The 11952-nt window shown below is 38.1% G+C and carries 12 protein-coding genes; 3 read left to right on the top strand and 9 right to left on the bottom strand.

Features of this window, described 5'->3' with window-relative positions; translation table 11 throughout:
• Positions 1-48 precede the first annotated feature (48 nt).
• Positions 49-438: a LytR/AlgR family response regulator transcription factor gene (locus KZP23_RS19525; protein WP_226333443.1), complete on the top strand. Its 390-nt coding sequence runs from the start codon at positions 49-51 to the stop codon at positions 436-438.
• A 7-nt stretch (positions 439-445) separates the two neighbouring features.
• On the opposite strand, the gene KZP23_RS19520 is transcribed toward KZP23_RS19525, so the two are convergent.
• Positions 446-1666, bottom strand: a complete 1221-nt coding sequence (locus tag KZP23_RS19520) for an S-adenosylmethionine:tRNA ribosyltransferase-isomerase (RefSeq protein ID WP_226333442.1) — start codon at positions 1664-1666, stop codon at positions 446-448.
• A gap of 125 nt (positions 1667-1791) precedes the next feature.
• On the opposite strand from KZP23_RS19520, the gene KZP23_RS19515 reads away from it, so the two are divergent.
• Positions 1792-2880: an o-succinylbenzoate synthase gene (locus KZP23_RS19515; protein ID WP_226333441.1), complete on the top strand. Its 1089-nt coding sequence runs from the start codon at positions 1792-1794 to the stop codon at positions 2878-2880.
• A 52-nt stretch (positions 2881-2932) separates the two neighbouring features.
• Here the strand turns inward: KZP23_RS19515 and KZP23_RS19510 are convergent, their stop codons facing one another.
• On the bottom strand, positions 2933-3124 hold the full coding sequence (locus KZP23_RS19510) for a cold-shock protein (protein WP_186756632.1): 192 nt from the start codon (positions 3122-3124) through the stop codon (positions 2933-2935).
• Positions 3125-3588: 464 nt separating this feature from the next.
• Entirely contained in the window at positions 3589-4653 is a 1065-nt protein-coding gene (locus KZP23_RS19505) for a lactonase family protein (protein WP_226333440.1), read from the bottom strand.
• A 451-nt stretch (positions 4654-5104) separates the two neighbouring features.
• On the opposite strand from KZP23_RS19505, the gene KZP23_RS19500 reads away from it, so the two are divergent.
• Entirely contained in the window at positions 5105-7654 is a 2550-nt protein-coding gene (locus tag KZP23_RS19500; RefSeq protein WP_226333439.1) for a phosphoenolpyruvate carboxylase, read from the top strand.
• Between the two features lie 55 nt (positions 7655-7709).
• Here the strand turns inward: KZP23_RS19500 and KZP23_RS19495 are convergent, their stop codons facing one another.
• From KZP23_RS19495 to KZP23_RS19470, 6 genes are all read right to left on the bottom strand, one after another.
• Entirely contained in the window at positions 7710-8198 is a 489-nt protein-coding gene (locus tag KZP23_RS19495) for a Dps family protein (protein ID WP_226333438.1), read from the bottom strand.
• Positions 8199-8522: 324 nt separating this feature from the next.
• Positions 8523-9545: a hypothetical protein gene (locus KZP23_RS19490; protein WP_226333437.1), complete on the bottom strand. Its 1023-nt coding sequence runs from the start codon at positions 9543-9545 to the stop codon at positions 8523-8525.
• 11 nt (positions 9546-9556) lie between these two features.
• Positions 9557-9883: a DUF3817 domain-containing protein gene (locus tag KZP23_RS19485; RefSeq protein ID WP_226333436.1), complete on the bottom strand. Its 327-nt coding sequence runs from the start codon at positions 9881-9883 to the stop codon at positions 9557-9559.
• Between the two features lie 29 nt (positions 9884-9912).
• Complete coding sequence (locus KZP23_RS19480; RefSeq protein WP_226333435.1) at positions 9913-10503, bottom strand: hypothetical protein; 591 nt, start codon at positions 10501-10503, stop codon at positions 9913-9915.
• An 86-nt stretch (positions 10504-10589) separates the two neighbouring features.
• Positions 10590-11141: an acyl-CoA thioesterase gene (locus tag KZP23_RS19475; protein WP_226333434.1), complete on the bottom strand. Its 552-nt coding sequence runs from the start codon at positions 11139-11141 to the stop codon at positions 10590-10592.
• A gap of 82 nt (positions 11142-11223) precedes the next feature.
• Complete coding sequence (locus tag KZP23_RS19470; RefSeq protein WP_226333433.1) at positions 11224-11880, bottom strand: protein-L-isoaspartate(D-aspartate) O-methyltransferase; 657 nt, start codon at positions 11878-11880, stop codon at positions 11224-11226.
• Between the last annotated feature and the right edge of the window lie 72 nt (positions 11881-11952).

The raw sequence follows: 11952 nt of genomic DNA, 5'->3' as shown, positions 1-11952 counted from the left end.
CCAAAGTCAAAAAAGAAAATTATGGGGGAAATCATATCACATCATGGAATGGCAACAAACAAAAAACACTCAAAATTAGAGAAAAACCACTCCGATCACGACGAACTTTTGATAAAAGACGCACTTTTCGTTCGTGATAAAGGTTGCCTAAGACGGGTAAAGTTTAAAAATATACTTTGGCTAAAGGGGGATGGAAACTATACCACTTTAGTGACCAAGGATAAGGTATATTCCCTCAGGAATATTCTGAAGGAATTTGAAGCAATATTACCTGAGGATGAATTTGTTCGGATCCACAAATCTTATCTTGTCCGACTTGATAAGATATCCACTATTTCACCTAAGGAAGTCACCATTGAAATGGAAAATGTACCTGTAGGAAGAACTTATTATCAAAAGTTAATCCACGGAATCAATAAATTAGGTTCTGGTGCTTGATCTTATCCTATTTTTTGTGATGCCATAATAAACTACTGTCACCGTAACTCAAGAACCTATAGTCTTGGGACAGGGCCTCTTTGTATATGTTTTTCCAGTGATTTTTGGTAAATGCCGCTACCAGTAATATCAATGTAGAACCAGGTTGATGGAAGTTGGTCAATAAGCCATTACAAACTTTAAAGTGGTATCCAGGCATAATGAATATTTCGGTGCTGCCTGTAATCTCTTCTATGTTTTCACTTTCCATATGATCCAATATAGCTTGGAGACTTTCTTTCACGCTGGGCTTTTTAGCATGGTCTTGGTAAGGGTATAATTTGGGGATTAAGAACAATTTATCCTTTTCGTTTAATAACTTGACACCATACCAATATATGCTTTCGAGGGAGCGCATGGAGGTAGTACCTACTGCAATAATATTTCCATCATGATCTAGAAGATTTTTGATATTTTCTTTTTTTACGACCACTTGCTCATTATGCATAGGGTGGTCAGTTACATTTTCGTCCTTGATGGGCTGGAAGGTGCCAGCACCTACATGGAGGGTCAAATATTCCTTTTTGGTGCCATTTTCAGAGAGCTGATTTAAGATATCATCCGTAAAGTGAAGTCCTGCTGTGGGCGCTGCTACGGCTCCTTCTTTTTGGGAGTATACAGTTTGGTACCTGGGTTTGTCTTCAGAGGTTGCTTTTCTGTTTAAATAGGGGGGCAAGGGGACTTCTCCTGATGCTTCAACAATGGACGCAAAAGGAGTGTTAGGCTTGTCCCAAGATATCTTAACATACCTAGCTTCCCTGTCCACCAAGGTAGCCGATACTTTGACCTCTTGATCATTGATAATGGCCAAGCCTTCTAGGGACTCATTATCTTTCCATTTTTTTAAATTCCCAATCATAGCTTTCCAAGTGACTGGTCCCTCATGGATCATAATTTCATTGATGACTTGATTGGGAGCGATGGGTTGTAATAGAAATATCTCAATTTTAGCACCTGAAGCCCTTTTAAAGATCAATCTGGCGGGGATTACCTTTGTATTATTGAATACCATCAGGGAATTGTCAGGAAGTAGTTCTGGAAGGTTAAAAAAACGATGATGATTGATTTTCCCTTCTTCAAAGTGAAGTAATTTGGAATGGTCCCTTTTTTTGAGTGGGAATTTGGCAATTCTTTCGTCAGGTAATTCGTATTGGTAGTCAGATAATTTGATTTCAGGCCTGCTTTCCATAGGAAGAATAATATCAGTAGTTTGGTATTCTTAATGAAGAACAAGAAAGAAATTTGTACAATTCCTTTAGTTTTGCTCTTCAGGAGTGCAAATATAATTGTTTAGAAATAGGAGAAGAAATAAACATGTCAAATACGTTTAGGTTGGATGTTGCTTATAAAAAGCACAGATTGGATTTCAGGTTTGATGCAGGTACTTCAAGGGGAGTATTAAAAAGTAAAGACACTTATTTTGTCAGCGTGGGCAAGGAAGGAGAGGAGAGCGTCAAAGGCTGGGGAGAAGCAGGGCCGCTTCCGAAGTTGAGCATAGATGATATACTGGATTTTGAGGAGATATTGAACGCTTATGTGGGAAAATTGAAGAATGAGGAGTTTAAATGGTCCCAGGAGGGGATTTTGGATTTTTGCCATTCTTTTGTTTCTGACGAACATCCCAGTATACGGTTTGCATTTGAGACAGCATTATTGGATTTATTCCATGGAGGGAAGAAGCAAATACTCGAAAATGCTTTTTACTCCGAAAATCAATCCATTGATATCAATGGATTGATTTGGATGGGAGATGTGAATTTTATGCTCCAGCAAATAGAAGAAAAACTCAAGGCGGGATTTTCCTGTATAAAAATGAAAATCGGGGCCATAGACTTCGAGCAGGAACTATCGCTTTTGGCACATATAAGAAAGAACTTTAGTGCGGATGAAATTACACTCAGGGTGGACGCAAATGGGTCATTTAGTCCCAGTGATGCTTTGACTAAGCTAGACCGTTTGGCAAAGTTTGATTTACATAGTATCGAGCAGCCAATAAAGGCGGGCCAAACAGAAAGTATGGCCGAACTTTGTGAGCAAAGTCCATTGGATATTGCCCTTGATGAAGAGTTGATAGGGGTAGGTAAATCCAGTGATAGGAAAAGGTTGTTGGAGATCATTAGGCCTCCCTATATCATTTTGAAACCAACTTTGGTGGGGGGAATCAAGGATACAAAAGAATGGATTGCATTAGCGGAAGAGCTTGGGATAGGTTGGTGGATGACTTCTGCGCTTGAAAGTAATATTGGCTTAAACGCCATAAGCCAATTGACTTCCAGTTATAATACCACCTTGCCGCAGGGGCTTGGAACAGGGCAATTGTATCACAATAATATTGCTTCCCCGCTGGAAGTAAAGGAAGGGAAAATCTTTTATAATCCTGAAATAGCTTGGGACAAGGCATAAAAAAAGCTGCTAATAAAAAGCAGCTTTCGGTAATGTCATTAAATGTTATATCTTAAGATAATTTTACATTCACTGCATTAAGACCTTTTCTTCCTTCTTTAAGGTCGAAAGTAACGTCGTCATCTTCTTTGATTTCGTCTACCAATCCTGAGATATGAACGAAGTATTCTTTAGAAGACTCATCGTCAATGATAAAGCCGAATCCTTTAGATTCATTAAAAAATTTAACTTTTCCTGTGTTCATGATAATAATAATAAATGATAATATTAATTGATTTGCTTCAAAGGTAATGATACTTTTGACATAATATACATGCAGCTAAATTTTTTTTTGCTTTTTGAGCAATATTTAATATTTACTACAAACCGATCCTATTGGTGTGATGCCAATTATTATTTTTAGAATAAAAAATGGAAGTGTGTTTTGTTTTGATTTTGGAGATTTGATCTATGGTAGAAAGGGAAAAAGTGTTTGGTATTGGGTTATTATTGGGTGAGGAGTTTTGTTGATTTCTAAAAAGCATCTAAGTGCCATTTCTTATTATTTACTAGTAGTCAGTTGTTTATGTTGATTGGGAAGAGAGGAGGAATAGCTGTCAATTATAAATTTTTATTGGGATTCAAAATACCTGAAGAATAAAAAGTAGAGGGATGAACAGCTATAATTTTCAACTAATTTATCCCTTTACTTTTATCGATCAGTAAGGCCTATTTAACCATAAAGAAATAGACGGGTTTGTGAATGGTGATTTTGCTGTCCAGTTGCTTAATGATGCCAGTGCTAGGATTACGTTTGAAGGCATAGATGTCATTCGAATCTTGGTTGCCAGAGAAGAGGTATTCCCCGTCCGGAGAAATGGCAAAATTTCTAGGGGTTTTGCCACCGGAAGAAACCTGCTGTATTTTATCTAGGGTTCCCGTGTTTTCATCTATTTTGAAAACGGTAATTTCATTAGCATCACCACGGTTGGATGCATATAAGAATTTTCCATCATTGGAGATTCTTATTTCCGCTGCTCCTAATGCACCTTCGAAGTCTTTAGGAACAAGGGGATATGTGTCTAAGTGAACGATTTTGTTTTCTTCTAAATTGTAGTCATATAGCCCTACTTCAGAAGTCATTTCATGTATCAAATAAATTTTATCACCTGCTTGATTAAATACCAAATGTCTAGGCCCTGATCCTTCTTTTACTTCAAAATAGGCAGGAGTAGAAGGGCTGAGGGGGTGCTCATTTTTTGGGTCAAAATCATATATGTTGACCTTGTCCGTTCCAAGGTCAGCTACAAAAACCTGTTTGCCATTGGGATGAAATACCAGGCTGTGAACATGGGGAGCTTCCTGACGATTGGGATCAATACCTTTGCCGTCGTGACTGATTTCTTGGACAGCTGCAGCTAGGGAGCCATCGGCATTGATAGGGATTACTGCTAGATTTCCGCTGCTATAATTTCCGGCCATGATGTATTTTTCAGTCGGATCAAGCGTGATGTAGCAAGGACCGCTACCAAGTGTAGATGAGCTGTTGATTTTTTTAAGCAAGTTATTTGCCTCATCAAATTTGTAAGCACATACACTTCCTCCTTCTTCTCCACCAATTTCCTGAACCGAAAACAATAAGTCCCCTTTTTTGTTTGATATGACAAACGAAGGATTCTTAATCTCTCCTTGAAGCAAAAGTGAATCAAATTTATCAGTTTCGGGATGGTAGCCTATGAGATGGATTCCCTGTTCAGGGCTAGATGTGTAAGTGCCCAGCCAAAATTTAATCATAGGAGTGGGGTTTTTAGTGTCTGATGTGCTTTTCTTGGTTTCTTGTCCACAAGACCAAAGGCAGGTTAGTATCAGAAAAGCTAGTGGTTTGATAAATGTCTTCACGTTTTGGATAGATTTATATGAAATTATGAAGGTAAATATATATTATGATTGTCCCTAGGCATAGAACTTGAGGAAAAAATGATAAATTTATATATAGCTTTTTGGTAGAATATATTTGGGTGAACTTAGTGAAATAGGTTCGAATATTTATATAACTATACTTTTGATTAAAAATGCTGACTGATTGATAAAATGTCGGAAAAATGGCTGTTTTTTTGATTAAAATTTAAAAAATAGTCGGTTTTTGTGAATTATTTTCTTTAGATTGCAGTGTTTTTGATCAAAATGTATTTGTACTACCATGTTTTGATTAAGTTGAAATTTTAATAAAACATTACTTTAAACCATGTCAAATACCTACCAGACTGAGGTGGCCAAAAGGTTTACCATTTATAACAGTTTATTTCTTGATTTACCTTTCGATGATATTTATCGTACGGGGACATTGCTCCCGATATTGTCATCGGCCTGTCATAAGGGTTTTGAAGAAGGTAAAACACCTAAAGAGATTATTAACCAGTTTTTTGAGGGCATGATGTCTTCTCATTCAATGAAAGAGAAGCATAATTTGTTGTTCCAATTGGTTCAGTATGTGGAAAGACAGGTTGTATTGTTTGATTCAATTGAGGACGCTGCTTTTGAGAAAATCAATGATGTAAAGGGGCAAGGGACCATGAATGCATTGATTTCAAGGGCTGAAAGCGATAAAAAGAAAGAAGAATTGATAGAAAAGCTAAGAACTTTTTCTATCAGACTTACATTAACTGCTCACCCAACCCAGTTTTATCCTGGTAATGTATTGGCCATCATCACTGATTTGGAGACTGCTATCAGGAATAACGATCTGGGCAGCATTGATTCTTTGTTGAGGCAATTGGGGAAAACCGCATTTATCAATAGGGAAAAGCCTTCTCCTTATGAGGAGGCTGTCAGTCTTTGCTGGTTTTTAGAGCATGTTTTCTATAAGAGTATTCCAGATATCCTGGCTCGAGTTTTGAGAAAATTGGATATCCCTCTACATGAATGGGACAACCCTGACTTGCTGAAAGTTGGATTCTGGCCGGGTGGTGATAGGGATGGTAATCCTTTTGTGACCCATCAAATCACCATGAGTGTTGCGGACAAGCTCCAAGAAACTATTTTGAAATGTCTATACAGGGACATTAGGAAAGTAAGAAGAAGATTGACTTTCACAGGGGTAGAACCATTGATGCTTGAGGCAGAGAAGGGGATATATAAAACTCTTTTCAGTGGCGAAAAAGTCTTCAAATCCAAAGAAGAGCTTTTGGAGGTCTTGCTAAAAGCCCGAGATATCATCATTGAAAAGCATGATGGTTTGTTCTTGGATCTTTTAGATGAGTATATTCTGAAAGTAAATGTCTTTGGCTTCTACTTTGCCAGTATGGACATGAGACAGGACAGCCGTAAGCATGAGGCTTTATGGGAAGAAATCATCGAGGTAACTGAAGGGAAGGATGCTCTAGCTGCATACAAAGACGCAACAGAGAAAGAGAAGATCGAGAAGATTCTCAACTTCAAAACATTGCCAAGTCCTCAGAGTCTTAAGGATGAATTTCATCAGGAGATGTTGGAGAGCATTGCTTCCATCAGCTATGTACAGGATAATAATGGTACAGAAGGACTTCATAGGTATATTATTTCCAATTGTCAATCTGCACTGCATATACTTCAAGTATACCAGTTGAACAAATTGACACTTGCACCAAAAGGCAATCTTAAATTGGATATCGTTCCATTATTTGAGACTATCGATGATTTGGCCGCTGCTCCAGGAATTATGGAACAGTTGTATACCGATCCTGTGTATGCTAAGCACCTTAAATCAAGAGGTGGCAAGCAGACCATTATGTTAGGATTCTCTGATGGGACCAAAGATGGAGGTTATATTAGAGCTAACTGGTCTATTTTGAGAGCTAAAGAAGGCCTGACATTGATGTCCAGAAAGTATGATGTTAGTGTCATATTTTTTGACGGAAGAGGGGGGCCTCCTGCTAGAGGTGGTGGAAATATGCATAATTTCTATGCCTCTTTGGGTGACCAAGTGGAAAATGAGGAAATCCAAGTTACCATTCAGGGACAGACCATTTCTGCGAATTATGGCAAGCCGGTTTCTTGTACCTATAACCTAGAACAACTGTTAAGTGCTGGATTGGAAAATCATTTGTACCCTACAGTGGATAATAGACTGACGGAGGATCAAAAGGCTCTTATTGATGAAATGGCTGATATCAGTTATCAGGCATATAAAGAATTCAAGAGCCATCCACAGTTTGTTCCTTACTTGGAGAAAGTAACGCCGCTTAAATTCTTCGGAAAGACCAATATTGGATCTAGACCGCTGAAGAGAAGTAAAGGAGAGGGGATGAAATTTGAAGATTTGAGGGCCATTCCTTTTGTGGGCTCTTGGGCGCAAATGAAACAAAATATTCCTGGATTCTATGGTGTAGGTAAAGCCATCGATGAGATGGAAAAAAGGGGTAAGAAAGATCAAGTGGTTAAGCTTTATCAAGACTCATTGTTCTTTAGATCCCTCATGGGGAATTCCATGCAATCACTCGCCAAATCATTCTACCCTGCTACAGCTTACTTGAAGGATGATAAGACCTATGGAGATTTCTGGGCATTGATGCACGAAGAATATCAAAGATCCTTTGATAAGATTCTAGAGGTTTCTGGAATGTCAACACTTCTTGAGGACAATGAAGTGAGCAAGAAGTCAATTGAAATACGTGAAAAGATAGTATTGCCTTTGATAACTATTCAACAATTTGCTATTCAGGAAATGCTGGATGCAGGCAAAGAAAATACCATCTTACAGAAATTGATATTGAGAACAATGTTTGGAATTATCAATGCAGCCAGAAACGCGGCTTAATTCCAAGAAAAAATAAGGCAAAAAAAATCCCCGGTTCTAAAACCGGGGATTTTTTTTATTTCAAAAACGAGGTCAACATCCAATGGTGGAGTTCTATACTTTTGATCATGGCGATCAACATATCTTCTGTGGCTGAATCACCGAGCTCTGCTACATTTTCGGCACATTCATTCATGTTTTCGGCCAATATTTCAAAATCCTTCAAAACTTCTCTTACCATATCATCAGACGGTAAGTCTGTTCCTACTTCTTTGATCTCTGAGTGTTCAAGGTATTCCCTGATCAAACTCAGTGGTGTCATGCCAAATACTCGGATTCTCTCGGCTATCAAATCAATATTTTCATAAGATTCTGTGTACAGCTCCTCGAATTTTTCATGTAAATCAAAGAAGTCTCCACCAGTGACATTCCAATGGAAGTTTCTGAGCTTTTGATAGTGGACATGGTAATTTGCCAGCAATTTATTTAATGAATTTACGATCTTTTCTGATTCCTGTTTGTTGTAACCTAATTTCTTAAAAACTCTTTTTTCAGTCTGAATCATCTTCGTTTTTATTTTTGGTTCAAAATTTAATTATTGGGCTCAATCCTGATTGAGGGTACAATGATTTGCATCTATCTCTTCATCAATAATTGCGATGAAAATGAACCGCATAACCAACCTAAATAAAGCATATACTATGCCAAGGAATATCTTTTAAATGATATCTGTAGACTTTTGAAAGTTTGACTCAAGAATTCTGCGAATTAGGGTTTAGGGGGCTGCCAACTGCAATTTTAGATCAATCAGCAATAGGAGGAATAAAAATGCTTAGATTGTTTTGGGAAAAATAATAAGCATCGAATGATATAGCTAATTAAGCTATGATTATTTATGTAGGACTTGTCTTAGGCTCAGCCGAAGTATTTCTCCCATGTTTTTACAATCCAGGAATGCACTGGTTTTATAATGTTTGGAGAGATCTTTTTTTAGGTTGTCGATGTTTTCCGGGGTGGAAATAGTGTCCCTTTCCATACTATACAGGATGTCTTCAATTTCTTTGGTTGAAGTTTTTAACCTATGGGCGATTAAGGCCCTTTCTTCTCGTTGGTATTGGGCCATGGATTCTGGTGTGATATGTTTGATGCCCAACTGGATCAAGGTATTGTTTTGCTTAAAATATTGAGGGAGATAAACTGATTTTTTGCCTTCATATGATTGTTGGTCAAAATCAATGGCCCTTATCCTATAGTGGATTTCCTCAAAATCAGGGGTTACGTCTACGACGAAATTAGAAGAGTGCATATCTCCCAATAGGCGTACAAAACACCTTTCATTGAACTTTACAAATTCCTTAGATATTCGAATAGGGTTGAGCAGTGGATCGTGTATGTGCTGGCGCATAAACTGCTCGCCCGGTATTCCCGCAATATGTTCTTCTACAAGGGTATCCTTGTAGACGAGATAACCCATTCTGTTGGGGGAGAGTAGATGCTCTAATTCCAAACCATATACCCTGGAGGCATCAGCCATCTTTACATAAAAATAATCAAAGTTGTCATTGATGCGGTTTACAATCCTTACCCTGAAAGGCTGGGTATTGCCGTAAGTACATATGTCTACACGATCAACATACAAGTGTTGCATGACACTCATGTCCCCTTCGGCTTTTAGGATAGCGTAAATTTTCTTAAGGTTATAATGGATGTCTTCCCGGTCCTGCTCATTATAAAAAACGGTTTCCCATAAGGTATCATTTCCCTTGGAATCATAAAGAGAAATAGAGCTCACATAGCGTAATAATTCCTTATAATGGATAGGGATATCTATTTCCCTTCCATACTTGATCAGGTACCTTCTGAGCCCTCTATTGATTGGGTAAATATGTTTTTTTCTTTCGATCAATTTCAATTAGTAACTGCTTATTCATTAGTAACCTCAATATCTCTTAATTGATTCTTTATTTTGCGATCAAATAGAAATGGACCAAATGGAAGGACTGATGCAATTAAAGCAAATAGGGTTCTTCTAAATGACCAGTTGAGTATGGTTTTCGTAGGGAAGACCAGGTAAACATAGGCCATGAATAATATGCCATGGGCCCACCCAACATACTTTACAGCCAATGGCATGTCTAGTGTATATTTTAAAGGCATGGCTATAAATAGTAAAATAAGGAAGGAGGCGCCTTCTGCCATACTGATGTACCTGAATCGCTTTAGGGCATTTATTTTTTTCTTGTCCTGCATGGATATATATTTTTTTGCTTTAGCCTTGATTATTTGTTGATATTAAAAAACACTTGAAGGCTTTTCCAAAGTTTCCTTTTTAGGTTTTCCTCTTCAAAAATGATCTGCAGGTCATCGGCAAATATATATTCAACGTCTTTTTCAGTAGTCACTTCATAATTGGCTTCTTTAAGATGGGCCAAAGGGTGATTCAATCTGCCAAATACCAACACCTTATGTGGGTTTAGCTTTTTGATGGCACTATGGTCCAAAGATTCCAAGTGAGTGGATGATACCAAGGCAATATCCTTTAAGGAGTGGGAAACGGCCCTTAGGATTTTTAGTAGAAAATCCTTGAGTTCGTCAGGTAGTAGATTCCCTTGGTATATGACCATTAATCCTTTACCGAACTCTCCCTCATAATCAATTGTAGCGGATAGGGAGGATTCATTGTTTTCTACAGCTAAAGTGCCTTCACCTTGACTTGCTAGAGGCTCATCCGCCTTTGAGTTTTGGGAGGGTAAATCAGTCTTGTATTTGTTGAATTTTCTTGCCAATAACAATTCTTTGGCTTCTTCAGGAATAAGGACAATGTCCTCTTCGATGAACAATCCAAGCTTAAATAGATCAATTTCTTCCATATGGCTAAAATGCTTAAAAATACATCGACAAACAACCCAATAAACGGTATTTCATTAGATATTTGAACAAAATGGGCTCAAATAAATTAGTTCTTTGAAGATTGGTTTTTGCCCAATGCGTCTTCGAATCCAAATATAGATTTCAGTTCAACAGCGTCTTTGGGATCCATTCTTTTAGCCAATACCAAGCGCAATTGTCTTCTTCTTAGGGCACCGGCAAAAAGTTCTTCTTCCTCCTCATTGGTAGGGGCTAATTTTGGTACTTCTATAGGTCGACCATTTTGATCCACAGCCACAAAAGTGAAGAAAGCCCTATGGGTTTTTGTTTTTATATTGGCAGGTATGTCTTCAGCCCACACCTCGATATATACCTCCATTGAGGAATTAAAGGAGCGGGTAACTTGAGCCTTAAGGGTGACCACGTTCCCTAAAGCTATGGGGTGTTGAAAAGAAATACTATCTGCAGAAGCGGTCACTACGATGCGGTTGGAATGTTTTTGGGCTGCTATTGCGCCCACAATATCCATCCAATGCATTAATTTGCCCCCCATAAGGTTGTTTAAGGTATTGGTGTCATTGGGCAATACCATTTCCGTCATGATTACTTCAGACTCTTGTACTTTCTTTATCTTGGTCATTTAGTGTTTGTTTTTCACGAAAATATAAAATATTTTCTCAATAAAGGTTAAAAAAATACTTGTTTTTGGAATATTGTTCGGATTATTCCCACCCCTCTTTTCCCAGTAAGGGGACAAAGGCGAAATTGCTATAGGATTCTTGGCTTACTTGCTTGGCGGTTTTTTTGATGAACTTCATCATTTTTTGGGTTTTTCTATCACCTACAGGAATGACTAAAATCCCCCCAATTTTTAGCTGTTTTAAGAGAGAGTTGGGGACTACTGGAGCCCCGGCAGTGACGATTATTTTATCAAAAGGAGCTTGCTCGGGCAGCCCCAAAGAACCATCACCTTGGTAGAAGTTGATATTGATACCAATTTTGGGCAGGAATTTTTTGGTTCGTTGGTACAGTTTTTTATTGTATTCGATAGAGTGGACTTCTGCTCCTAGTAGATACAAAATGGCTGCCTGGTATCCCGATCCCGTTCCAATCTCCAAAACCTTGTCACCTGGTTGGACATTGAGTAATTCTGTTTGGAAAGCTACGGTAAATGGTTGGGAGATGGTTTGACCTTCACCAATGGGAAAGGCTTTATCATCATAAGCATGGGAATGCAAGGCACTGTCAAAAAAGAAATGTCGGGGTATGGTGCCGATGGCATTCAGCACTTTTTTGTCCATGATACCCTTGTTTTCAAGTGTTTTGACCAATGCTTTTCTTTGGCCTTTATGAGAATAGCTGTCCTCCAGTTTTAACATGCTTGATGTATGAACTTATTTTAAGTGAATCTTCTTTTTAATGCTAAGTTAATGGATTAAATGGCTTAATTT

The sequence above is a fragment of the Echinicola marina genome, assembly GCF_020463795.1.
GTDB classification, from domain to species: Bacteria; Bacteroidota; Bacteroidia; order Cytophagales; family Cyclobacteriaceae; genus Echinicola; species Echinicola marina.
The sequence above is the reverse complement of the archived record's forward strand: the minus strand, read 5'-3'. Positions and strand labels throughout refer to the sequence as shown.

Excerpts from the sequence above, each read along its gene's own strand:
- KZP23_RS19525 (WP_226333443.1), top strand. The coding sequence starts at position 49 with ATGGCAACAAACAAAAAACACTCAAAATTAGAGAAAAACCACTCCGAT.
- KZP23_RS19520 (WP_226333442.1), bottom strand. The coding sequence starts at position 1,666 with ATGGAAAGCAGGCCTGAAATCAAATTATCTGACTACCAATACGAATTA.
- KZP23_RS19515 (WP_226333441.1), top strand. The coding sequence starts at position 1,792 with ATGTCAAATACGTTTAGGTTGGATGTTGCTTATAAAAAGCACAGATTG.
- KZP23_RS19510 (WP_186756632.1), bottom strand. The coding sequence starts at position 3,124 with ATGAACACAGGAAAAGTTAAATTTTTTAATGAATCTAAAGGATTCGGC.
- KZP23_RS19505 (WP_226333440.1), bottom strand. The coding sequence starts at position 4,653 with ATGATTAAATTTTGGCTGGGCACTTACACATCTAGCCCTGAACAGGGA.
- KZP23_RS19500 (WP_226333439.1), top strand. The coding sequence starts at position 5,105 with ATGTCAAATACCTACCAGACTGAGGTGGCCAAAAGGTTTACCATTTAT.
- KZP23_RS19495 (WP_226333438.1), bottom strand. The coding sequence starts at position 8,198 with ATGATTCAGACTGAAAAAAGAGTTTTTAAGAAATTAGGTTACAACAAA.
- KZP23_RS19485 (WP_226333436.1), bottom strand. The coding sequence starts at position 9,883 with ATGCAGGACAAGAAAAAAATAAATGCCCTAAAGCGATTCAGGTACATC.
- KZP23_RS19480 (WP_226333435.1), bottom strand. The coding sequence starts at position 10,503 with ATGGAAGAAATTGATCTATTTAAGCTTGGATTGTTCATCGAAGAGGAC.
- KZP23_RS19475 (WP_226333434.1), bottom strand. The coding sequence starts at position 11,141 with ATGACCAAGATAAAGAAAGTACAAGAGTCTGAAGTAATCATGACGGAA.
- KZP23_RS19470 (WP_226333433.1), bottom strand. The coding sequence starts at position 11,880 with ATGTTAAAACTGGAGGACAGCTATTCTCATAAAGGCCAAAGAAAAGCA.